20 protein-coding genes are annotated in these 22628 nt (G+C 47.1%); 11 read left to right on the top strand and 9 right to left on the bottom strand.

The window, feature by feature from the left end:
* Position 1: 1 nt before the first annotated feature.
* Positions 2-178 (bottom strand): DUF2897 family protein, encoded by a 177-nt coding sequence (locus MHN33_RS01860; protein WP_239393799.1) that lies wholly within the window; start codon positions 176-178, stop codon positions 2-4.
* A gap of 351 nt (positions 179-529) precedes the next feature.
* On the opposite strand from MHN33_RS01860, the gene MHN33_RS01855 reads away from it, so the two are divergent.
* Complete coding sequence (locus MHN33_RS01855) at positions 530-1864, top strand: ankyrin repeat domain-containing protein (protein ID WP_239393797.1); 1335 nt, start codon at positions 530-532, stop codon at positions 1862-1864.
* Positions 1865-1910: 46 nt separating this feature from the next.
* Here the strand turns inward: MHN33_RS01855 and bamE are convergent, their stop codons facing one another.
* Entirely contained in the window at positions 1911-2270 is a 360-nt protein-coding gene (gene bamE, locus MHN33_RS01850; RefSeq protein ID WP_239393795.1) for an outer membrane protein assembly factor BamE, read from the bottom strand.
* Between the two features lie 130 nt (positions 2271-2400).
* On the opposite strand from bamE, the gene MHN33_RS01845 reads away from it, so the two are divergent.
* Positions 2401-2709: a GIY-YIG nuclease family protein gene (locus tag MHN33_RS01845; RefSeq protein ID WP_239393784.1), complete on the top strand. Its 309-nt coding sequence runs from the start codon at positions 2401-2403 to the stop codon at positions 2707-2709.
* Here the strand turns inward: MHN33_RS01845 and MHN33_RS01840 are convergent.
* The 4 genes from MHN33_RS01840 to ilvC all read right to left on the bottom strand — a co-directional run bounded on the left by MHN33_RS01840 (position 2649) and on the right by ilvC (position 8526).
* Positions 2649-3500: a M20/M25/M40 family metallo-hydrolase gene (locus tag MHN33_RS01840; RefSeq protein WP_239393774.1), complete on the bottom strand. Its 852-nt coding sequence runs from the start codon at positions 3498-3500 to the stop codon at positions 2649-2651. The two genes, MHN33_RS01845 and MHN33_RS01840, sit on opposite strands and share 61 nt — an antisense overlap.
* Before the next feature lie 19 nt (positions 3501-3519).
* Entirely contained in the window at positions 3520-4725 is a 1206-nt protein-coding gene (locus MHN33_RS01835; protein ID WP_239393763.1) for a tetratricopeptide repeat protein, read from the bottom strand.
* 201 nt (positions 4726-4926) lie between these two features.
* The gene (locus MHN33_RS01830; RefSeq protein WP_239393762.1) at positions 4927-6834 is read right to left on the bottom strand and encodes a methyl-accepting chemotaxis protein; all 1908 of its coding nucleotides are present in this window, start codon (positions 6832-6834) and stop codon (positions 4927-4929) included.
* A gap of 219 nt (positions 6835-7053) precedes the next feature.
* Entirely contained in the window at positions 7054-8526 is a 1473-nt protein-coding gene (ilvC, locus tag MHN33_RS01825; RefSeq protein ID WP_239393761.1) for a ketol-acid reductoisomerase, read from the bottom strand.
* A gap of 126 nt (positions 8527-8652) precedes the next feature.
* On the opposite strand from ilvC, the gene ilvY reads away from it, so the two are divergent.
* The 6 genes from ilvY (at position 8653) to MHN33_RS01795 (ending at position 17140) form a co-directional block, all read left to right on the top strand.
* Positions 8653-9543, top strand: a complete 891-nt coding sequence (gene ilvY, locus MHN33_RS01820) for an HTH-type transcriptional activator IlvY (RefSeq protein WP_239393759.1) — start codon at positions 8653-8655, stop codon at positions 9541-9543.
* A gap of 62 nt (positions 9544-9605) precedes the next feature.
* A complete protein-coding gene (locus tag MHN33_RS23995; protein ID WP_239393757.1) occupies positions 9606-10316 on the top strand; it encodes a response regulator transcription factor in 711 nt (236 codons plus the stop codon).
* Positions 10317-10637: 321 nt separating this feature from the next.
* Positions 10638-12455 carry a DUF4856 domain-containing protein gene (locus MHN33_RS01810; protein WP_239393755.1) on the top strand — a complete coding sequence of 606 codons (1818 nt, stop codon included), beginning with the start codon at positions 10638-10640 and terminating at the stop codon, positions 12453-12455.
* 85 nt (positions 12456-12540) lie between these two features.
* Positions 12541-13815 (top strand): imelysin family protein, encoded by a 1275-nt coding sequence (locus MHN33_RS01805; RefSeq protein WP_239393753.1) that lies wholly within the window; start codon positions 12541-12543, stop codon positions 13813-13815.
* Positions 13816-13825: 10 nt separating this feature from the next.
* Positions 13826-16054: a TonB-dependent receptor gene (locus MHN33_RS01800; protein ID WP_239394987.1), complete on the top strand. Its 2229-nt coding sequence runs from the start codon at positions 13826-13828 to the stop codon at positions 16052-16054.
* 108 nt (positions 16055-16162) lie between these two features.
* Positions 16163-17140 carry a sterol desaturase family protein gene (locus tag MHN33_RS01795; protein WP_239393751.1) on the top strand — a complete coding sequence of 326 codons (978 nt, stop codon included), beginning with the start codon at positions 16163-16165 and terminating at the stop codon, positions 17138-17140.
* A gap of 56 nt (positions 17141-17196) precedes the next feature.
* Here MHN33_RS01795 and MHN33_RS01790 read toward each other — a convergent pair whose 3' ends face one another.
* Positions 17197-17481 carry a hypothetical protein gene (locus MHN33_RS01790; RefSeq protein ID WP_239393742.1) on the bottom strand — a complete coding sequence of 95 codons (285 nt, stop codon included), beginning with the start codon at positions 17479-17481 and terminating at the stop codon, positions 17197-17199.
* 284 nt (positions 17482-17765) lie between these two features.
* Positions 17766-19337, bottom strand: a complete 1572-nt coding sequence (locus MHN33_RS01785) for a cation:proton antiporter family protein (RefSeq protein WP_239393740.1) — start codon at positions 19335-19337, stop codon at positions 17766-17768.
* A 214-nt stretch (positions 19338-19551) separates the two neighbouring features.
* On the opposite strand from MHN33_RS01785, the gene MHN33_RS01780 reads away from it, so the two are divergent.
* Together MHN33_RS01780 and MHN33_RS01775 are read left to right on the top strand one after the other, a co-directional pair.
* Positions 19552-20295, top strand: a complete 744-nt coding sequence (locus MHN33_RS01780) for a sporulation protein (protein ID WP_239393738.1) — start codon at positions 19552-19554, stop codon at positions 20293-20295.
* 50 nt (positions 20296-20345) lie between these two features.
* Positions 20346-20780 (top strand): GNAT family N-acetyltransferase, encoded by a 435-nt coding sequence (locus tag MHN33_RS01775; protein WP_239393736.1) that lies wholly within the window; start codon positions 20346-20348, stop codon positions 20778-20780.
* A gap of 53 nt (positions 20781-20833) precedes the next feature.
* Here MHN33_RS01775 and tpx read toward each other — a convergent pair whose 3' ends face one another.
* Positions 20834-21421: a thiol peroxidase gene (gene tpx / locus MHN33_RS01770; protein WP_239393727.1), complete on the bottom strand. Its 588-nt coding sequence runs from the start codon at positions 21419-21421 to the stop codon at positions 20834-20836.
* A 202-nt stretch (positions 21422-21623) separates the two neighbouring features.
* Between tpx and MHN33_RS01765 the strand changes: the two genes are divergently transcribed.
* Positions 21624-22628, top strand: coding sequence for a response regulator (locus MHN33_RS01765; RefSeq protein ID WP_125716379.1), 1005 nt, complete (start codon positions 21624-21626; stop codon positions 22626-22628).

The raw sequence follows: 22628 nt of genomic DNA, 5'->3' as shown, positions 1-22628 counted from the left end.
CCTACTTGTCATTCTTTTTTGCAGGCCTGGTCTGTGAGTCAGGTTTGGTTTGTTTATCGAGTTTGCCTTTTAAATCAAAGCGGGTCATATATTTTAGCAGCATAATATTACTGATGATGAACCCGAGTACCATCACGATGATCAGTACTACGTGCCAGGTTGGTAAAGTATTTTCCATCTTGACTTGCTCCCTATCACAGGGCCTTCATTGGACGTTCACCTCCATTGTATATCTTAAGCCTTCATGACCTCAAGCATAGCGCGAAGTTAGTTGCAGTATGGACCCGATGAGCACACAGCAGACTCAGGCTTTGTTAACTGCCAGGACGCTGAGATCCTTACAGGCGTTTTTCAGTCCGCAGTAATACAGTTGTACGCCTGTTTGTAACTGTACTGGGTAACAAGGTCAGATTCTTGAGATCAGCAGCAGCTTTTTTATGATGCAATTGGTATCATTTCGCCAATGGCACTGCGACAATATCAATGACACTTGACGCGTGATATGACAAATAAGGTGGTTAATTCTTTAATGGAGCATGTTTTAATTTGGCCGGCTCAATATCCTCTGCTACTCAAAGGGTTGGTTGAAAATAATGGGGCGTTTATCCTGGATGCACTCGAGGCCTGGCCTGAGTGTGAAACGGTGACAGATCAGCAGGGTGTGCGCTCGTCAGTTTTGCCCCCCCTGATGTATATTTTATGGCTAAAACCTCTGGAGCCATTCGAATCTTGCCGTTATCAGCATATTGATGACTATGATCAGGCACACCAAAGTTACTGTGATGAGTTGTTAGCACATATTACAGACGCAGGAGTAAGCCAGGATGAGTTGATAGCAAAGTTGCTAGGTGTGTTTACACAGTATGCGGATATTAAAGCACAGCTGGCCTATCAAACAGAGATCTCGCCCGCCAACTTGTTGCTGAACAAGACTTATCTACGTGCGTTGCTGGTGTTATTGCAATCTGGATTAACGCTCACAGCGGAAGAGGCCTGTGATTTATGGTGTACGGCGGATGAAGAAAGTCGGCAACATCTGAGTAATATACTGAAAACGGCCTTGCAAGATAGCGTGGCAACTTTGCAACTGGCAGTAGAGCGGTTACAAAGTGACGAAGTCTATGTTGGGTTGTTGCAACATTTATGCGATGGTGATGCAGTGACGCGTTTGCTGGATCAGGCGCTGCTTGCCCATGTTATGTCTAAGAGTGCCAAGCAATCTGTCGCCCTCAAGCTCATTGAGCAAGGCGCAAGCGGACAAAGTAAAGATCAGGGTGGAAAATCGGCCATGATGTGGCTGGTAGAGCAGGGCTTTGTTAGCGCTGTGCAGGCATTAAAGGAGCAGCATGATCATCACGCTCTGGATGATTTAGGGCGTAACCTGATGCATTATGCGGTGCTATCTAATTCTACAGCTATGCTTGAACTGGTTGAATCTATGGAAGTTGATCCTAGACTGGCAGATGTGACCGGCATGACGCCCTATCGCATTGCAAATCAGGCGCAAGCGGTTGCAGCAAAGAAATTTCTCGAAGCAAGGGGGATCATTGAGCTATCGTTTGCAGCAAAGTACGAAAAAGTGGCGCGGGTGTATAGTTTATATGCTTTAGTGGCGATTTTGATGCCTGTACAACTGAGCTTCTTTTTCAATGACGCGCACAATAATAAGTTGTCAGCCACAATCATGATATCAAGTCTGACATTGCTGTTTTTCGCTTTGGCACGTTGGCAAAAGCGCAGCCCACTATATCCTCAGGATGCATCGCCCTGGAGTCTGGTCGGTGTGAATGTATTGGCCTGGTTAAGTATGTCACTGCAATTATTATTCAGTGTCGTTGTCTTAATCGCAGTGATGGGAAGTTAAAAGCAGAGCCGCAGCCCTGCTTTTACTATGGGAGCAGGGGCGATACTTACTCTGTCAGCGGCGTATTAAACTCTGCCGGTTTATCAAAGTCTCCGGAAATATCATTCAGATTATCACCCTTGAAGTAGACGACCAACTCCCGGCGTTGTTCTGAGTCTCGGCCCAGATTGAACACATATGAGTAATGCCAGATTTCGCTGTTAAACGCGTCTTTAGCGACAGGCGTGCCCAATACATATAAAACTTGCTCTTTTGTCATAGCAATTCTGAGCTTATCGACATCAGATTGCTCCAGGAAGTTACCCTGAGGCACATTTATCCGGTATACCCAACTGGAACAGGCAGACAGTAATGTCGTTGCAAGAATAATACTAAGCCAAACAAAAAGGCGCTTTTTTAACTGCATGTATGTGTATCCTTATTTTTGGTTGTATGAATGATACAGAATGGATAAAGAAGGTAAAGTAGAATTATTGGTAAGATTCGACAGTTCACCGTTAAAATAGTTCCATTCTTTGTAGTGAGTCGTCAAAGCTATGAGTAAAATTGAGCAACCCTGGCACCTGTATATAGTAGAAAACCGCTTTGGACATTGGTACACCGGGATCACCAATGATGTGACTCGTCGTTTTGCGGAGCATGTAGCAGGCAAAGGTGCAAAAAACTTACGAGGCAAAGGTCCACTCAGGCTTGTTTATACCCTTGCTGTTGGAGATAAGCGCACAGCAGCCCGATTAGAATGGCGCTTCAAGCGTTTATCTAAGTCACGTAAAGTCGCACTGGTTCAGGGCGCCGCTGCTACTGACAATGCGGATATAAAAGCATTAATATGCTCTGAAACCTGAGCGAGTTTAGGCAAGTCGATTTTATCAAATCGATCTTTGTGGGTGTGGTGATAAGGGTCAATACCCATACCGAAGTAGGCAAAGGGGATCCCGACTTTGTGAAATGCATAGTGATCGCTTGCTCTGAGCCAGTCTACTCTGGGTGTGTCTAAACGACGAGCCATACTGTTAGCAGATGTGTAGATCTGAGCACGGATCTGGCTGTTAAATGCTGGTTCAATGGCCTGGGTCAATGCACTTGCCTGCTTTGAGGCAAGTACATACAAACGATTTTTGTTGCTTACAGCGAGCATATCCAGATTGATGTTCAGCGCAATTTGATTTGGGTTCAGGGTCGCTGCGAAAAAGTGTGCGCCGTACAGGCCTTTTTCTTCCGCATCAGTGGCAACAAATATGATTTCGCGATGCCGCTGATGCGACACCAGCCGCTGCGCAATATCCAGCATGACCACCACACCTGAGGCATTGTCATTGGCGCCGGGGTAATAACGAGCTCCTCTGCTGCCAAGATGGTCGTAATGGGCACTGATCACCAGCGATTTGTCGCAGACTGGTACGTTACAGGGTAAAACGGCGACAACATTGTGACCATGCCCCAGCTTACCCAGGCCCTGACGAAAGCGGAAAGACTGGTAATACGCATCAAGCCCGGCCTCACTGAAACGTGTGTAAATATATTGCGCGCTCGCGCTAACCTCGAGATCACCAGAACCTCGGCCGCCATGGTCTGCGCTTGTCAGTACTTTAAGGTCGATCTCCAGTTGCGTGTTAGCTTGTGCGAGTGCAGCCATACTGCACAGCCACAAAAAACTAATTTTTAGCCACTGCACTGAGCCACTCCAGTTTGTTCCGGTAGCGTTTCTTATCATGGGTAAAGCTGGCATGATTCAGTGCCCGGTTGAGAAACGTTTTACTCAACTCAAGATCACCCTGCACATAATAGACTTTTGCCAAACCAAAGTAGCCCTCGTGGATGGATGCCGACAACTTATTCGCGGTACGATAGTGCTTCAGTGCTTTGTCGTAGTTTTCATTCGCAAAGGCTTCATCTCCAAGTGCAATCTGATAATAAGGGTTGTCTTTACGCAGGGTATGAAGTTGCGTCCTGATCGCTTTGGCCTTTTCAGGTCGGTCGGTTAGCTCATACAGCAGTGCCAGATTACCCAGTGCCGTTTTGTTTTCATCGTTGATCAAGAGTGCCTGCTGATACAATGACTCGGCCTGTTCAGTATGATTGTTGATACGATACAGCACAGCCAGATTGCCCCAGGCTGCGGAGTAGAGCGGATCAATGTCAATGGCTGCTCTAAAGTAACTGTAGGCCATATCCATTTCTTTATTGATCATGTGCATCGCACCTTTGTTACTGTAAAACATCGCGGTGATGCGCTCTTTGCTGATTTTCGAGGTAGTGAACTTTTGTTGTCGGCTGTTAGGGTCAAAATCAATCACAACCCGTGCCGGACGTGTATACAAGACCTCGCGATTATCGCTGTTTTTGCGAGCCCCGGAATTGGTCTGGGTTACCACCAAATTCACATGTCCGGTCAGCAAACTGTAGCCTTTGGTCTGTGCCCAATACTCAGGAATGTGTACACGCTGAAACTGACCTTTAAAACCTAGGTAGTCTGATAAGCTATATGCGAGGATCGACAGTGACAGGCAGTTGGCGTTGAGATCATAAAATGCCTCCGCAGCACTGAGATTGGCACCACGCATATAGGAGAGACTTGAATCCCCATTTTCGACTAAAAACTGGAGTAGCTGTTCAGCTACTTTAATGTTTGAACCATTGTTACGATCCAGATAACGATCAAGTGTGGCCCGAATATTGGCGTCTAACGCAAAAATTTCATTTTGTGTCTCTACAGCATGTTGACTGAATGGGACATTGTCCAACAGCAACATATTCACTTCTGGTTCTACCTTGGTTGATTCACAGCCGCTGAGCAACAAGGTGGAGATGGCCAGCAAAGGGCAGAGATAGCGGCGGGCAAAACGAGCATAGGGCAACATACGGACGTTCCTGAATTTTACAGCTTTCTTTCAGTGTAGCTATTTTGGCCAGTTAAGGAAGCAAAAATTGTTACAATCCGTTGCAGTAAAGGTGCGCTTAATGAAGGCTGGGGGCTGTGCAAGATAAGCTTGTAAAGAAACGTAATAGGATGATTTTAAGATTAAAGTAAGCGGCCACACACGAGTGACCGCTTGTCCACACTAGAAACTGGCAACCAGTTTATCGAGTGCTTTGGCCGAATTGGCCAGCTGTTGAATTGCCTGTTCGGTATCAAGTTGCTCGCTCATAACAGCGTCACTGATCACGCTGATTTGCTCGATGCTGCGTCCCACATCGGCCACCACGTTACTTTGCTGCTCCGTGGCTGTGGCAATCAAGGTCGTCATATCGTTGATTTGATCGGCGGTTTCTGTGATGGTATCCATTAACTCCACAGAGGTTTGCATGTTATTAACACTTTGTTGAGCCTGATCGGATGACTGTGCGATTTGTGTCACGATGGAATCCGATGCCGCTGTAAGCTCCTGAATGGTCGCCTGAATCTCGTCAGTTGACTGAGAAGTTCTGCTTGCCAGTGCTCTGACTTCGTCAGCAACTACAGCAAAACCTCGACCATGTTCACCAGCGCGAGCTGATTCAATTGCGGCGTTGAGCGCGAGCAGGTTGGTCTGCTCAGAAATCCCTCGGATCACATCTAAAATACTGGCGATGGACTGGGTTTTACTGGCCAAAGTGGCAACCTGATCAGCCATTTGCTGAATATCCAATGCCAGCTGATGCAGCGTTGATTGGCTTTGTTGCACGCAGCTGTGGCTGTGTTTAGTGTGCTCGCGGCTTTCATCGGTGAGCTTGGCGGTATTATTGGCACTGCCGGCGATTTCCTGTACCGTCGCGGCCATCTGATTTATCGCCGCCGCCACAGATAAAGTCTGAGATTTTTGCTCATCCAGTGACGAAGAGTTTTTCTTTGCCTGTGCAAAGACATGCTCACTGGCAATACGAATATCGCTGCTTTCTTTAGCGACATTACAGATTGCGGCTTCAATTTTTTCGATGAATTGATTAAACCCCTGTCCCAGCGCTTGTAGCTCAGGCTGCTCTGCATTGGGTACCCGATAATTCAACTTTGCATCACCACTACCAAGCTGGCGGAACACATCAGCCATTTTCAACAAAGGTGCGCTGAGGCTTCGTGCCATAACCATACTGGCGATACATACCACTGCGACCACTAGCAGTGACCAGATCACGATTTGCCACTGCAAAGAGGAAACCTGAGAGAATACTTCCGCTTTAGGGACCTGTGCAATCACCAGCAAATCAGTGCCTGCAATCGGGCTGGCGGCTACCAATGAAGGGATGCCGCCCGCTTCAAGGTCCAGTACAACAAAGTCGCGACTATTACGCAGCTGGCTAGCCGCTTGCGCACCATATAAATCAAGCAGTTTTGTTTTAGCCACTTTGCTGGCGTCGGGGTGAAGCTGAACAACCCCTTGTGTCTTTTCAACGACAAACACGAAGCCGCTTTGTTCAATGGTCATGTTGGCCAGCATGGTCTGCATGGCATCAATACTTTTCGCCAGGCCTGCTAAGCCAAGGCCATTCGTTTGCTGATGATTGACAAACATTTTCACGTCCCCAGGTGCTTCCTGGTAGATACTGATTGAGTACTCTTGTGCACTTTGCGTAAAGTGGAAAAACCAACCATCCTGTTGCTGGTTGAGCACGCGTAAAAAACCGTTTTGGTTCCAGTATTGTCGCGTTTCTCTGTTTGCCCATGAGGCGGTGACCAGGGCGTACTGATTTTGTACGCGGGCCAATTCTGCGAGCAGCACCTGTTCATTCAGCTGACCTTTGCTGACCGCATCGAGTAAAAACTGGTTACTCGAAAGCTGCTTTGCCGCACTCTTTAGCTGGCTGATTTGTTGGCTAATCGACTTGTTGATGCTCTCAACCTTGCTGGGCAACTCAGAGCCCAGCATGCGGGTTTCGATCATAGACTTGGCCTGATAGGTTGAAATAAAGCCGATCAGACAAGCGACCACAACAGCGATTAGACTACCCAGTAGAGTAATTCGTTGTGTAATTGTTAAACCAGTGTTATGCATTAAACTCACTACTTCTAAATCCCGTGTGTCATAATTTTAGCATGGTCAATAATTAACACCTATAGGTATAAAGCCACTGTCGTAATAGTGTCATGTTTTTAATAGCAAAAAAGCCCACTGCATTGCAGGTGGGCCTTGGTTTCTAACAAGCGAACTAAAATGGCAAAAGCGTGAGTATAACGAAAATTAATCTAGGTTATACTTATATTATTCAATTGGTTAGATGATTTTCTTCATGGCTGACATATAGCCACGTAAGGTATTGCCAATCACTTCAACCGGATGAGTACGGATAGCGGCATTGACGTTGATCAGTGCCTGGTTATCCACTTCATTAGAGCTGTGTGACAACCCTTTACCAATAACGTCTGTACCGATTTTTTCCATAAATGGTTTGAGTAATGGTAAACAGGCATGGTTGTACAAGTAACAGCCATATTCCGCAGTATCTGAAATCGTCCGGTTCATTTCGAACAGCTTTTTGCGTGCTATGGTATTGGCGATCAATGGCGTTTCATGCAAAGACTCATAGTAAGCGGACTCTTCGATGATACCCGCGGCGGTCATGGTTTCAAATGCCAGCTCTACGCCAGCTTTGACCATAGCAACCATCAAAATACCATTGTCAAAAAACTCCTGCTCTGCAATTTCTTGCTCACAGTTAGCCTGTTTTTCAAATGCTGTTTCAGCGGTTTCGGCGCGCCAGCTGAGTAACTTAGCATCGTCTTCATGCCAGTCGGCCATCATACCCTGTGAAAACTCGCCGCTGATGATATCGTCCATATGTTTGTTATACAGTGGGCGCATCAGGGTTTTGAGTTCTTCACTTAATTCAAACGCTTTGATTTTTGCAGGATTAGACAGGCGGTCCATCATATTGGTGATACCACCATGCTTCAGTGCTTCGGTGATCACTTCCCAGCCATATTGGATCAGTTTGGATGCATAACCAGGCTCTATGCCTTGTTCGACCATTTTATCAAAGCACAGCAGTGAACCGGTCTGTAACATGCCGCACAGTATGGTCTGCTCGCCCATGAGGTCGGATTTGACTTCGGCGATGAATGAAGAGTGAAGTACCCCCGCTCTGTGTCCGCCAGTACCAGCAGCATAAGCTTTTGCCTGTGCCAAACCGTGGCCTTGAGGATCATTTTCGGGGTGTACCGCAATGAGGGTTGGGACGCCAAAACCGCGCTTGTACTCTTCGCGTACCTCAGTACCCGGACACTTAGGGGCTACCATGATAACCGTGATGTCGTCGCGTACCTGCATGCCTTCTTCAACAATATTGAAGCCGTGTGAATAGGCCAGTGTCGCACCTTGTTTCATCAGCGGCATGACCGCGTCAACAACCGCCGAGTGCTGTTTATCTGGGGTCAGGTTCAGCACCAGATCAGCCTGCGGGATCAGGGTCTCGTAGGTGCCGACTGCAAATCCATTATCGTTGGCATTTTGAAATGACTGACGTTTTTCATCAATGGCAGACTGGCGCAGCGCATAGCTGACATCCAGGCCAGAATCACGTAAATTCAGACCCTGATTCAGCCCCTGAGCGCCACATCCGATGATCACCAGCTTTTTACCAAGCAGAGCATTAACACCGTCCGCAAATTCGTTAGGGTCCATAAAGTGGCACTGAGCCAGCTGGGCCAGTTGCTCGCGTAGTGGCAGTGAATTGAAATAGTTCGCCATGATTTGTCCTGTCTGATTGGTCCGAATAAGAGATAGGTTCTAGCCTAGTGGTAAGTTTAAGTTGCGTAAAATGATATATTTAAACTATTGTATTTCATATTATGAAATATGCTGAGTAACTATAAAATGGATCACAAACAACTGAAGTACTTTCTGGCTCTGGCGGACACGCTGCATTTTTCTCGCGCCAGTGAGCGCTGCTATATTAGCCCCCCAACACTCAGCCGTCAGATCAAACAGCTGGAAGAGGAGGTCGGGGCGCCGCTATTTATTCGTGACAATCGCAGTGTCGCGCTGACATCACAAGGGCAGGCTTTTATTCAGTATGCACAAGCGACGCTGGCAAGCTGGCGTCAGTTTAAAAGCGAATGCCTGGATGAAGACAAGCCCCTGAGCGGCGAGCTGAGCCTGTTTTGCTCTGTAACGGCTTCCTATAGTTTTATTTATGACCTGTTTGCACGCTACCGTCAGGACTTTCCCCAGGTTGAACTGAATTTACTGACCGGCGATCCGGCTAACTCTATTACACAGGTCCAGGGAGAGTTAGTTGATGTAGCCGTTGCGGTCCGGCCTCGTAATTTGCCGCAAGGTCTGGAATATCTCAGCATTGGCCGCTCACGGCTGCTGTTCATTGCCCCGACGATGAAATGCCCGTTAAGTGAGTTACTCGAACAGCATCGCGGAGAGTTACCCTGGCACCAGATACCATTTATCGTCCCTGAACATGGTGTACTGAAAGAGCGTCTGGATGTATTTTTTAAGAAAAAAGCGCTGCAACCAAAAATTTATGCACATGTTTCGGGTCATGAGGCGATGGTGGCACTGACCAGCCTGGGTTTTGGTATTGCCTATGTACCCGAAGTAGTATTGGAGCAAAGCCCATTTAGAAATCAGGTACAAACTTTGGGTTTACAAAGCGAAGAAATAGAGATTGGCCTGGTGTGCAAAAAGAAACGCCTGCAGGACCCTGTGGTGAGTGCTTTGTTCCGTGTGGCTGCTCGTTTGTTTGCTGCGTAAAGCGTTTGTTCAGCTAAGCCCACTAGACTAGCCAGCATAAATAGTTCGAACGAGGCTTTTTCGTGTCAACGGTATTAATTGCGCAAGATGAAAAGGGACACAGCATCGCACCTTTTGAGGCACTGCAGCAGCATGGTTTTACTATGCAGTTTATCAATATTCATGAGGCAACCAGCAAAGGGCGTACCGCTCAGCAGGTCGACAGTATTGTGATTGGTCAGGCGCTGGCAACCAGTGCACAGTGCGACACTATTAACCTGCTTAAAACGAGCTTCGATGCCCCCCTGATAGTGTCTTTGGATGAGGACAATGAAGACTTGCAAAGCCTGATGCTGGAGCTCGGGGCCGATGATGTTATTTCCTGCGGGGCCAAACCCCGATTATGGCGAGCCCGACTTGGTGCCCTGGCACGCAAGCGTCCCTGCATATCAATGGTCAAGTCTGATACACCTAGTGAACTGCACTTTGGACAGCTCTATCTGAATCTGAACGAGCGCAGCGTATCACTGGCGCAGCAGTCAATTAATTTGACCAGCCATGAGTTCGAGTTGTTGTGGTTACTGGCTTCGCGTGCGCCTGAGGTCGTTAGTCGGGAGGAAATCTACAAAAAGGTGGTCGGACAGTATTATCAGGCCAACAGTCGGACAGTGGATGTGCGCGTTTCCTGTCTGCGCAGAAAGCTCGGAGATACCGCCGTAGGTGCAGAAAAAATTAAAACAGTTTGGCGTAAAGGTTATCTGTTTGTAAAAGATGCCTGGTCAGCTCTTGAATAAAGTCATGCTTTGGTGAAATTTTCATATTGGATAGTTCCAATTATTCGAACTATCCATTCGTTCTCAATTGTACAAATCCTACCATCCGCCGTGTTAATACGCCTTTAGTTTTACTATTAATTTGATATAAATCAAATAGTTGCATGGCTATCTGGGCGCCCCTTTCTAATTCCTGTTAACACATAAAACAGATAAATCTGCGCATTCCTTGATCTAAATCGTGCATTTGGCAACGTAAATAGAATTGATTGCTATTTAAAGCGGTGTATACTTAACGCGACTAAGAATAATTTTTAACATTGCTTTATTAAGGAATGCTCAATGATTTTCAAAAAATCTCTGCTAGCTACTTCTATTTTAGTTGCCACTTTAGGTTTGACTGCGTGTGGCGGTTCAAGCTCAAATGACAACAACAATAACAACAACGGTCAGACACCAGACCAAACAACGAATGCGGCGCCTACCGCTGTTACACTGAAAGGTAAGGATGCAGACGCAACGGAAGTCACTGTGACTGAAAACATGGTTGCGGTTGAGATTGGTACTTTAGTGGTAACCGACAGCGACGATGATACGCATACTATATCTGTGTCTGATGAGCGTTTCGAAATTAAAGAAGGCGGTATTCTTGCGCTGAGAGCGGGCGAGCACCTTAACTACGAGCTAGAGCAGGAAGTGACCGTTACGGTTACCGTAAAAGACAGTGAAAACGAAAAAACCTTTGATGTGACTTTCAAAGTGCTGGATGAAATGGATTATGACTTCATCAGTCGTTTTGAGGCAGGCAAATCAAGCGTTGCTTACTCGGGTCAGATTGCGCGTCACGTGTTAATTAAAGAGTTGTTTAACTATATTAAAAGCGATGAGTTCGTTACTGTCTCGCAAAAAGGCAAAGACGCTATTTTGACAGAGCTCAATAAGATTTATGCGGTTTCTGAAGAAAATTATGAAAGTGTCTGGGAAAGCCGCCTACTGACGGTTACCACCTCAGAGCCAACTGCTTTGCAGACTACCTTGTATGCTATTTCTTCTTCGCATAAAAACCTGAGCGGTAAAGTTGCGGGTAACGATGCTAAAGGCCAGCACAAAGGTACTTGGTCTCAGGCAGAAGACTTTGCAGGGTGGGATGTTGAAGTACCTGAAGGCAATACCACGTCGGTACCTGAGTTGGTTGTTGAGCAATTGTTTGCAATGCTGGCTGAAAATGCGGCACTGGTGAATAGTGGCGGTGCAGCGGCTCCTGGTGGAGACGAAATTGATACAGTGTATGTAACGCCAACCGGTGTTGATTTGAATCAGATGATCCAAAAGTTCCTGTACGGTGCGCTGGCTTTCTCCCAGTCAGCCGATGATTACCTGGACTATGGTACTGAAGGAAAAGGTCTGGAGACTGATAACACCGAGGCTGTTGACGGTAAAGCTTACACGAACCTTGAGCACCAGTGGGATGAAGGCTTCGGTTACTTTGGTGCGGCGCGTAACTACATGAGCTACTCGGACGATGAGATTGCCGGTAAAGGCGGCCGTGATGGTTTCAGCGCGGGCTACAACGATGCCAATGTCGATGGCAAAATTGACTTCAACTCAGAGTACAACTTTGGCAACTCGACCAATGCCGCTAAGCGTGACCGTGGTACTGCAGGCAATTCTAAGCCAACTGACCTGACCAAAGAAGCATTTGAAGCATTCTACAACGGCCGTAAGTTGATTAACTCAACTGAGGGTGCACTGAGCGATGCGCAAATGGAGACGCTGAAAGGCCATGCGAAAGCTGCATTGCTGGCGTGGGAAAAAGCCATTGCTGCCACTGTGGTGCACTACATCAATGACACAACGAAAGATTTGCAAGCACTTAAGGCGGGTGTGACTGGTGGTGAATACACTGCAGCAGACTTCGCTACGCTGGCTAAGCACTGGTCAGAAATGAAAGGCTTTGCGCTGAATTTCCAGTTTAATCGCCACTCGCCTTTCTACGCTGAAGGTAACGTCGGCCAGTTTGAAAAGATGCATGACCTGATGGGTAATCAACCTGTGATCGAGCCAAATGACGTAGACGCTTACATTGAGAAGCTGGGTCAGGCACGTGACATCCTTCAAGAAGTGTACGGCTTTGACGCTGAGAATGTTGCTAACTGGTAAGTTATAAACGATTCACTGAACTGTCAAAAGGTTAGCAAGTTTTGCTAGCCTTTTGCGTATCTAGACTATTCATTTGAGGCAAATAATGAGAATACACTCCAGACCTTTTTTACTGGCAACGGCCATTGGTTTGGCATTAAGCGGATGTGGTGAGAGTACCTCCAGCTCAGCGGGCCCAGGGTATAATCAGGGTACTCCGGTGGTAGAGCCAACGACGTTCGATCAGAAAAAGCTGGTGGCTAATCTGACAGACAATGTGTTTACCCCCACGTTCCAGCAATTTGCAGATAAAGCCAGCGCACAGCCGGCGATAGTGAAAGCCTATTGCGATCTGGAAACTGCGTTTGATCCAACCCTGCAGGATGAAGCGGCCAGAGCGGCACGAGATGAAGCCAAGCTGGCTGCGCAAAACAGCTGGAAAGAAACGATGGTGAGCTGGCAACATGCTGAGCTGATGATTGTAGGCCCTTTGCTGGCAGATGACAAAGCATTGCGCAAAGACATCTATTCCTGGCCGGATACCAACTACTGTAATGTCGATCAGGATGTGGCTTATTTTGCTCAGGGTGACATCAATGGCGTGCCTTACGACATCAGTAAACGCAGCGATAAACGCCGTGGTTTGGATGCCCTTGAGTACTTGTTGTTCAACAATGATTTAAACCACAGCTGCTCAGCAGCGACCAGTGGCGATATTCTGGTACAATGGAACACACTTGGTGAGCAGCAACGACGCGCATTGCGCTGTCAGTATGCAGTTGAAGTATCGACAGACCTGAAAGCAACGTCAGAGCGACTGATGTTTGAATGGGCGGGTGAACAAGGCTATGCGGCCAAGCTAAAAAATGCGGGTGAAGCAGGCAGTGAATTTACCAATGTTACTCAGGCAGTTAATCTTATTTCTGATGCGTTGTTCTATATGACGGAAGAGCTCAAAGACTATAAACTTGCCACACCATTAGGTTTGTTTGCTAACCAGTGTGGTACAGAGGTCTGTCCGCAGGCGGTTGAGTCGCGCTTTGCCAAGCACTCCATAGAAAATATCCAGGCAAACATTGCTGCTTTTGAACAAATTTTCCTGGGTCAGGGAACCGACACTGAAGACACCACAGGGTTTGATGATTTCCTTGACGAACAGGATGCCAGCCAGACCAAAGACGTGATGTTGCAGGGTATCGCAGATGCCAAAGCCGCGACAGAAGCGCTCAATGGCAGCTTGCAGCAAGCATTGAGTGAAGACACAGCCGGGGTGATAAACACCCATGCTAAGGTCAAAGATGTGACTGATCAGCTTAAGAATGACTTTATCCAAAAATTGGCTCTGGAACTTCCAAAAACATCGGCAGGTGACAATGACTAAAGGGTTCATGATGAAACGATCTGTGTTGGCCATGGCGGTTGCGCTGGCTGCGCCTCAGGTACTGGCAAATGATGATGCAAAAAATGACGACATGGAACACATTCAGATCCTGAGTCATTACGATAAGCTTCGCACAGAAGCGGGCTCTGCAACTTTGCTCAGTGAAGAGCAACTGGCAGAGTTTGAGTACGATGACATCCACCGTATTTTGTCTTCAGTACCAGGCGTGAATATCCGTGAGGAAGATGGTTATGGCCTGCGTCCTAACATTGGCTTTCGTGGTGTAACCCCGGAGCGGAGCAAAAAAATCACCATTATGGAAGATGGTGTACTGATCGGCCCGGCACCTTATTCAGCGCCCGCAGCCTATTATTTTCCGGTAACAACGCGCATGACGGCCGTTGAAGTATTCAAAGGGCCAGCAGCCATTAAGCATGGTCCTCAGTCTGTTGCGGGTGCGCTGAATCTGGTTACGCGTGCCGTACCTGAGTTTTCTGAAGGCGCCATTGATCTGGCAACGGGCAGTGATGGTTATACCAAAGCGCATGCGTACTTCGGCTCGGTGGTTAACAACGTTGGATTCCTGCTTGAAGGCGTGAATCTGCAAGCAGATGGGTTTAAAGATCTCGATGGTGGTGCAGATACCGGATTTGAGAAAAATGACTTGCTGGCTAAGTTTAACTACAAGTTACAGCAAGGCGAGTTTGAGCACACGTTCGGACTCAAGCTCAGTTATGCAGATGAGCTGTCCAATGAGACTTATCTGGGTCTGACCGATGCGGACTTTGACGCCACACCCTATCGTCGTTATGCGGCGTCTCAGCCTGACAATATGGACACCAAGCACACCCAGGTGATGTTTTCTCACCATCTAAAGTATCAGGATGTGAGCTTGACTTCCCGTGTGTATCGAAACGATTATGAACGTGCCTGGCTAAAGCTCGATGGACTAACTAACACGGACGCAACGTTATCTGAAATCCTCGCAAATCCAGAAGATGAGCAGTATGAGCGCTTGTATCAAGTGATCAGCGGTACGGCGGACTCCATTGCCGAGAATGGACGTCCTAACTATCTGTCGATGGGCACCAATGACCGTGAATATTTCTCGCAAGGGGTCCAGCTAGATGGTACTGCTAAGTTTAAGCTGGCGGGGTTTGACAATACCTTATCGTTCGGTGTTCGCTTCCATGAAGATGAAATTGAGCGGAAGCACTTCAAAGAAACCTATGGGATGAGAGACGGCAGTGCCTTTAACCTTGGGTTGGATAAAGTGTACACCTCTCAAAATACTGAAAATACCCAGGCCTGGTCTGTGTACCTTGAGGACAAGGTAACGCTAGATGCCCTGACGCTCGGTTTGGGTGTGCGCGGTGAACTGATGGACATGGCTTATCAGAACACTGTCAATGCGGATGACTGGCAGGATAAGACGACACGCATCTGGCTACCCGGTATGAGTGGTTTTTATCAGTTATCGGAAGATTCAGGTATTCTATTCGGTGTTCATCAGGGGTTCTCTCCGGCATCACCTCAACAGTCAGTTGATATCGAAATCGAGAAGAGCACCAACTATGAATTTGGTGGGCGTTTCAATGATGGGGTAACTCAGCTTGAGGTTGTGAGCTTCTTCAATGACTATAGTAATCTGAAAGAAAGCTGTGGTCAGTCTAACTGTGGTGCTCTGGAAATTGGCAGGGAATTTAACGGTGGTGAAGCACATGTGTACGGATTAGAGGCTCAGTTTAGCCAGCGCTATCCTCTGAACCTGCAGATCGATATTCCTTACGGTTTCGTTTACACCTATACCAAAGGTGAATTTAAAAACGATCGATATACTAACTTTGCGCAATGGGGTCATGTAAAGAGCGGCGATGAGTTACCTTATCTGCCAGAGCATCAGGCCAGCTTTAACATCGGTGTTTCAGCGCCCGACTGGCGGGTATCACTGGCAGTAAAGTATGTGGGCTCTATGTCGGAAGCGGCGGGACGTAGCTGGGATAGCAGCACAGATCCAAATGCACCGAATGGTCGCTACGATCTGGCCCTGGAAGGCAAAGAAGTGTCGGCTGTCACAACCGTTGATCTCTCAGCGGTCTATGAGCTGGGTAAATACGGCCAGGTCTATGCTAAGGTTGATAACCTGCTGGATGAGACAAAGATAGTCAGTCGTCGTCCTTATGGTGCACGGCCAGGCAAACCTCGTCAGTTTACGTTGGGATATAAATACTCATTCTAACCCGGGTGAACCTGTGCCAGATGCATAATCAGCTGCGTATCTGGCATAATTGAGTATACTTACAGGGCCACTCATCAGTGGCCTTTTTTACAGGAGTCAGCCCATTTTATGATAGAAACGCTCTGGCAAAGCTTATCTTCTTTGCCCGGATATTTGCTGGATGCAAATAAACGAATCTATTGGCTGTATTTATTCAGTGCTGTAATAATGGCTGGCCTGGTCTACAGCAAGCTGCACGGCCCACGTTCACTCAAAGGGTTTTTGAGTTTTCTGTTTCCGCGTGATGTCTGGTTATCAGACAGCGCGAAACTGGATTATGGCTTGTTTGTCGTCAACAAGGTGATCAAAGCACTGACCTTTGCGCCTATCGTCCTGACCATGGTGCCAGTTGCCATTGCCATTTCAGATGCGCTGGAATGGTTGTTTGGCGCACCATTACACTTAGCCTGGGATGATTCTGTAGTAATTTTTTTGTTTACGCTGATGCTGTTTCTGGTCGATGACTTTACCCGTTATGTTTTACACTTGGCGCTGCACAAAGTCCCATTTTTATGGGAGTTTCACAAAGTACACCATTCCGCAAAAGTACTGACTCCGTTTACTATTTATCGTTCACACCCGGTTGAAAGCTACTTGTACGCGTGTCGTATGGCACTGACTCAGGGGATTGTGGTTGGACTGGGCTATTTTGTTTTTGGCACTGCGCTCAGTATGTTTGATATTCTGGGGGCGAATGCGTTTGTCTTTTTGTTTAATATCTGCGGCTCGAATCTGCGACATTCACATATTTGGCTCAGTTGGGGGGACAAGGTAGAAAACTGGTTTATCAGCCCGGCACAGCATCAGATCCACCATAGTGCGGATCCGGCACATTTTGACACTAACCTGGGATCGGCACTGGCCATTTGGGATCGGCTGGGACGATCACTGATCCGTGCATCAGAAGTCAGAGATATAAAGATTGGGGTGGGCCGTTACGATGCGGGCCATGACAGCTTAGGTGCGATATATCTGAAGCCTTTAAGAGAGGCGTGGTTTAGCTTGTTGCCTCACAAAACGCGCAGGGTAGTGAAAAGAGAGAAATAGGCTGACGACGGGCATTGCCAGCCTATAAGGGAGAGTAGGCTCCCATAAATTGAAACTTAGTGCACCTGGCCTGGTGAGGTGCGGTAGAAACCCAGCTCGTTTAATTGCTCAATGATGGCTGGGTCGTCTAATCTGTCAGGGGTCGCCTGATCGCGTAAAAAGTGTTCTTTAGGGACCGCATGCATGTCCAGCATTTTATGAAAAAGTATGTCCCTAATTGTCAACGCTGTCATTCCTGAATCTTGAATAGCATCCAGTTGTGCTTGCAATTTTGCGAGCGGGCCTGCATTTGCATCATCCACCGCTGCAGGAAAGTAAGAAGCCGATTTATTTTTTAACATGCATGCCCTCTCGAATAATATCGTTCCCGCTCAATGTTCCTGATTGAGGGGTATAAGTATCAGATTTAAATTGAGAAAATAGATTAGTGCATCTAACCTACTGGGCTCAGTGTACTTCGAATTGAGGGGCAATTACCAACGATGATGTAAAGCTTTGTAAATCGTAGAGTTACAAAATCGTCAGAGTTATGTGCCTGATTTTTAGACGTCTAGATGTAAGTATATGATGCGGAATTAGAAATAATTCTCAGTACCGCTATTGATACTGAGAATTATTTTTTGGATCATGAAAATAATTTTTCTTTGACGTGTTCTGCGAAGCCACTACCAGCTTCAAGATAGAAGTTGTAGGTAGAATGTACACCTAAATCTTCAAGCTCTTTTTGTTGATCCGGATAGTTTGCGATGGCGGTGACCTGGCCAGAGAAACCGGACGCTTTGAGCTGTTCAAGCGCGTAAATATTTTGCATGTGCTTGGGCATAGCGAGCATAACCATATCGACATTGGAGTGGTTTACTCGCTGCCAGAAATCGGGGTCAGTCGCATCAGCTAACAGTACACGGCGCTCCAGGCTGATGTGCTTTTCAACGACCTCAGGTTTGATGTCGACACCCGCGACGGAGCCGGGGTGGGTGGCGTGTATCGTCTCATACGCACCGGTACCAATGCGGCCCATGCCAAAGATCACGATCCGCGTGTCTGTCAGGTTAACCGGCAGCTCTTCTTCAAGTCGCTTATCGCTTTCGAACCTGATCAGTAGCGGTTCCAGTTTGACATAGATTTCATTCGCTTTTTTATTGAGCGGTGTGGCCAAAACAAATGTAACTGAGACCGCCAGTGCAACCACGGCAAGCCAGTCAGCAGTGATCATGCCACTGCTGGCGGCGACAGCACAGACAATCAGGCCAAACTCACTGTAATTTGACAGTGTGAACGCACTGAGCAGGGAGGTCCGGGCACGCAATCTGAACATGTTGGTATACAGATAATAAATAAACACTTTGACAGGCAACACGAGTGCAAGAAGTACAGCAATTAGTACAGCTTCGAGAGAGATGTTGGCATTGAGACCAATATTTAGGAAAAAACCAACCAATAGAATATCTTTGACGTTGAGCAAAGCCTTCGACAGCTCGCCAGCTTTTTTATGCGGCGCAAATAGCATTCCTATGATCAGGGCGCCCAGGTCGCCTTTCAGGCCCGCGAACTCGAACCCATGATAGCCGAGCACCAGTGCAAAGAAAAACCCGAACAGCGGCAGTAACTCGCCGTGTTTGGAGCGGTTCAATACCCAGAACAAAAGTGGTCGTAACAAAGGCAAGCCAACCAGCAGGGCAAGTGCCCACAGGTTTGGTGATTTCCCCGTGCTGATAGCCAGGAAAATAACCGCAAAAATATCCTGCATAACCAGGATCCCGATAGAAATTTTACCGTGCAGGCTGGCCATTTCTCCACGCTCTTCCAGTACTTTGACCGCAAAGACGGTGCTGGAAAAACTAAATGCAAAGCCAACCAGGCAGGCACTTTGCCACGACAGGTCGACAAATAAAGGCAAGCCAAATGCGCCTAACATCAGTAATAAAGAGGCGAAAAAGGCGATACTGGTGACCAAGTGCAGGCTCGCCGGCGCCCAAACCTGAGGCTTAATCAGATTGGATACTTTCAGTTTTAAACCAATACTGAATAACAGCAGCGTCACACCTAAGTCAGCCAGCTGAGTGAGCAAGTCGGTACTGCTGTGTCCCAATAGGTTGAGCACAAAGCCCGCCAACAAAAAGCCAATCAGAGGCGGGAGTTTGAGTTGATAAACAGAAAAGCCACAGGCAAAGGCAACGGCAAAGTACAGTAATTCCATAGTGATTCAGTCGAGTCGAAGGTGTTAGCAGTGTAACAAAACAAACTGATTTATAAATGAAAAATTAGCAGTCTGGGCGACTAACGAGCGCCATAAAAAGGGCGTTTTGCGTTTTATCGTCAACTATTTAGCTGATTGCTATAAATTTTCGCTGACAAAGCTGAAAAAATGTGGTTAAGATGCGGATAAGGGGACATCCTCGAGAGGAGATAAGATGTTTAAAAAGCTCTTGGCATCCGTAGGTATTGGTGCCGCGAAAGTAGATACAATTTTAGAAACAGAACACTTGCACCCGGGACAGAAGTTCCAGGCGCAGGTCGTGGTTCTGGGTGGCGATGTAGAGCAAGAAATCAGCGGGTTAGAATTAGCGTTGATGACAAAAGTGAAGGTCGAGGGTGAGAATGGTGAATATTACGCGAGCCAGGTAATTGAAAAGTGGCGCGTTGGTAGTCAGTTCACCATAGCCCCGGGTGAAAAAAAAGTGATTCCGTTTGAAGCCCGGCTGCACTCGGAAACACCGATCACTGAAATTAATGCGCCTTACAATCACAGCTATGTTTGGCTTGAAACCGGCTTAGATATCGATCTGGCATTAGATCCGAGTGATAAGGACTTGCTGCACATTTATCCGAATGAAGCGGTTAAAAACTGTTTACTGGCGATGGAAAAACTTGGTTTTAGAATGGTCAAAGCGGACGTTGAACGTGGTTATTTAAAAGCGTCAAACTTTCAGTCAGTATCTGGCTGCTACCAGGAAATTGAGTATCGTCCTTCCAGCACGTCTTTGTTCGGTCTGCAGGAAGTTGAACTGTCATTTGTCCCGGAAGCACACCGAACGCATGTACTGATTGAGCTCGACAGAGCGTTTCGTAGTGATGGTTATGTCGACCTGACGATTGAGCATGATCACGTCAATCTGTCTCAGTTGTGCGACCAACTGGAAAGGCTATTTGCCTGAATCAATATTGCGCCTCGCCAGAGGCGCACACACCCATAGTGATAGAATCCATGCAAGTTAAAACCTTTTATCAGTTGTCACACGACGAACTCTTTCAAATTTTTCAGACCCGAGTTGCGGTGTTTGTTGTTGAACAAGCTTGCGCGTATCAGGAAGTGGACGAAATTGACAAGGAGGCAGATACCCTTCATGTATTCTCACGTCAGCAAGGTCAGTTGCAGGCTTATGCAAGATGCTACAAGCCGGATTCAGCCTCCTGTGCAATTGGGCGCGTATTGGTATCAGCCGATTGTCGGGGGAAAGGGGTTGCACAAACTCTGATGAGCAGCGCCATAGAAACCTGTCGTAGCCATTACGGACAACTGCCAGTTAAGATAGCAGCGCAAACTTACCTCACCCAGTTTTATCAGTCTTTTGGGTTCGAGCCCAGTGGTGAAGCGTATCTTGAAGATGGGATTGAGCATATAGACATGATCTTGCCTTAGTGTGTTGGCGCAAAGCATCACGTATTGGCTTTGCTTTGCACCCATTATGCTCATTAAAGCTGTTTAAGTGCTTCTATAGCACCTTGGTAGTCCGGCTCGCTGGCCAGGTTGCTAACAAGTTGCTTATATACCACTTTGTGATCTTTATCTAAGATCAGAACTGCTCTGCTCAATAGCCCCATATCTTTGATATAGAGTCCATACTTAGCGCCAAAATCGCGCCACACTGAGTCTGATAAGGTATCAATCTGGTCAATGTTTTCTGTTTTACAAAAGCGCTTTTGCGCAAATGGCAAGTCGGCGCTGATCGTGAGCAGCGCAACACCGGTATACTCCTGGGCCACTTTTTCGTTGAAATACTTAGTTTGAAGACTGCAGATCCCGGTGTCCAGGCTGGGAACCACGCTGATTAGCACGGGCTTACCCTGATAGTTAGTCAAAGTCACAGGCACAAAATTGCCATCGACTACTTTAAAATCAGGGGCTGGATCACCAACCTTAACGCCTTGCCCCAGCAGAGTAACAGGTTTACCCTGGGCGCTGACTTTGCCTGCATCAACCTGGTTTTCCGGTAGCTCGCTGGCATGCACTGGATTGGCCAGCGCCAGTATAGACGCAGCCAGCAAGGATATGATTCGCATAACGTATTTCCTTTTTAATTTTTTGCAATTCTCGTCAGTGTATTATACTGGAATTATATAACCAACCTTTGCAGTAAATTGGATTGTAAATCGGCTAAGCTTTGATTACCATGTAGGTCCTAAAATGCTGCTATGTCATAACTATAACTAGAAATTTTTCGGCTTCTTACAATAAGTTAGCCGATAAGCGAAGAGAGCTTTTATGTCAACACCTGTCCTGATATGCGATGATTCTAAATTGGCTCGCCGGCAACTGGCGCGGTCATTGCCGGACGACTGGGATATTAAAGTAGAATTTGCTGAGCATGGCCTGGATTGCATTGAGAAGATAAAAGCGGTCTCACCCGAGATCCTATTTTTAGATCTAAATATGCCTCACATGGATGGATATGAGGTTTTACAAGCAATAAACGAACAAGGATTGAATGTTTTGACAGTCGTCGTCTCTGGAGATATCCAGCCAAATGCACACCAACGCGTGATGGAACTGGGTGCAATAGATTTTATTCGAAAGCCATGTGATGCGGCGAAACTCGAAGAGATAATCACGCACCATGGGATCAAAGACAAGGCCATTCGGGCTAATCTGGTACATAAACTCGGCGAACAGCTTGAGCCTGAGATCCGCGATATTTATCAGGAAATCACCAATGTAGCCATGGGGCAGGCGGGCGACTTGCTAGCCCGGTTGCTGAATGTCTTCGTAGAATTACCCATCCCCAACGTAAACGTTCTGGAAGTCAATGAGCTACATATGGCACTGCAAGCCATCGATGCTAGCGCAACCACATCGGGCGTATGCCAGGGCTTTATCGGTGGAGGGGTGTCGGGCGAAGCGCTGCTGCTGCTCAACGACTCAAGTTTTAAAGAAATTGCCTCTTTGATGAGCTATCAGGGCGAGCTGAACCAAAAAGTTGAGCTTGAGCTGCTGATGGACATTAGCAACATTTTGATAGGTGCCATATTGACTGGTCTATCAAAACAACTGGACATGCCATTCAGTCAAGGACACCCAGTAGTATTGGGTCAGCATTGCGAAGTTTCTGAGCTGGTGAAAGCAAACAAAGCCCGTTGGCAACGCACGCTGGCCATAGAAATTAGTTACGGAATCGAAAATCACGATATTAACTGCGATTTAATGTTGTTGTTTACCGAAGACTCACTTAAAACACTCAAATATAAAGTTGAGTACCTGCTAGAAGATTAG

It is taken from the genome of Pseudoalteromonas sp. OOF1S-7 (assembly GCF_022347765.1).
Taxonomy (GTDB): Bacteria; Pseudomonadota; Gammaproteobacteria; order Enterobacterales; family Alteromonadaceae; genus Pseudoalteromonas.
The sequence above is the reverse complement of the archived record's forward strand: the minus strand, read 5'-3'. Positions and strand labels throughout refer to the sequence as shown.

What these genes read in the sequence shown, in the direction of transcription:
- MHN33_RS01785 (WP_239393740.1), bottom strand. Translation starts at nt 19,337, where the DNA reads ATGGAATTACTGTACTTTGCCGTTGCCTTTGCCTGTGGCTTTTCTGTT.
- MHN33_RS01800 (WP_239394987.1), top strand. Translation starts at nt 13,826, where the DNA reads ATGAAACGATCTGTGTTGGCCATGGCGGTTGCGCTGGCTGCGCCTCAG.
- ilvC (WP_239393761.1), bottom strand. Translation starts at nt 8,526, where the DNA reads ATGGCGAACTATTTCAATTCACTGCCACTACGCGAGCAACTGGCCCAG.
- MHN33_RS01780 (WP_239393738.1), top strand. Translation starts at nt 19,552, where the DNA reads ATGTTTAAAAAGCTCTTGGCATCCGTAGGTATTGGTGCCGCGAAAGTA.
- MHN33_RS01795 (WP_239393751.1), top strand. Translation starts at nt 16,163, where the DNA reads ATGATAGAAACGCTCTGGCAAAGCTTATCTTCTTTGCCCGGATATTTG.
- MHN33_RS01855 (WP_239393797.1), top strand. Translation starts at nt 530, where the DNA reads ATGGAGCATGTTTTAATTTGGCCGGCTCAATATCCTCTGCTACTCAAA.
- MHN33_RS01765 (WP_125716379.1), top strand. Translation starts at nt 21,624, where the DNA reads ATGTCAACACCTGTCCTGATATGCGATGATTCTAAATTGGCTCGCCGG.
- MHN33_RS01790 (WP_239393742.1), bottom strand. Translation starts at nt 17,481, where the DNA reads ATGTTAAAAAATAAATCGGCTTCTTACTTTCCTGCAGCGGTGGATGAT.
- MHN33_RS01840 (WP_239393774.1), bottom strand. Translation starts at nt 3,500, where the DNA reads ATGGCTGCACTCGCACAAGCTAACACGCAACTGGAGATCGACCTTAAA.
- MHN33_RS01775 (WP_239393736.1), top strand. Translation starts at nt 20,346, where the DNA reads ATGCAAGTTAAAACCTTTTATCAGTTGTCACACGACGAACTCTTTCAA.
- tpx (WP_239393727.1), bottom strand. Translation starts at nt 21,421, where the DNA reads ATGCGAATCATATCCTTGCTGGCTGCGTCTATACTGGCGCTGGCCAAT.
- MHN33_RS01845 (WP_239393784.1), top strand. Translation starts at nt 2,401, where the DNA reads ATGAGTAAAATTGAGCAACCCTGGCACCTGTATATAGTAGAAAACCGC.
- MHN33_RS01810 (WP_239393755.1), top strand. Translation starts at nt 10,638, where the DNA reads ATGATTTTCAAAAAATCTCTGCTAGCTACTTCTATTTTAGTTGCCACT.
- bamE (WP_239393795.1), bottom strand. Translation starts at nt 2,270, where the DNA reads ATGCAGTTAAAAAAGCGCCTTTTTGTTTGGCTTAGTATTATTCTTGCA.
- ilvY (WP_239393759.1), top strand. Translation starts at nt 8,653, where the DNA reads ATGGATCACAAACAACTGAAGTACTTTCTGGCTCTGGCGGACACGCTG.
- MHN33_RS01835 (WP_239393763.1), bottom strand. Translation starts at nt 4,725, where the DNA reads ATGTTGCCCTATGCTCGTTTTGCCCGCCGCTATCTCTGCCCTTTGCTG.
- MHN33_RS01860 (WP_239393799.1), bottom strand. Translation starts at nt 178, where the DNA reads ATGGAAAATACTTTACCAACCTGGCACGTAGTACTGATCATCGTGATG.
- MHN33_RS01805 (WP_239393753.1), top strand. Translation starts at nt 12,541, where the DNA reads ATGAGAATACACTCCAGACCTTTTTTACTGGCAACGGCCATTGGTTTG.
- MHN33_RS01830 (WP_239393762.1), bottom strand. Translation starts at nt 6,834, where the DNA reads ATGCATAACACTGGTTTAACAATTACACAACGAATTACTCTACTGGGT.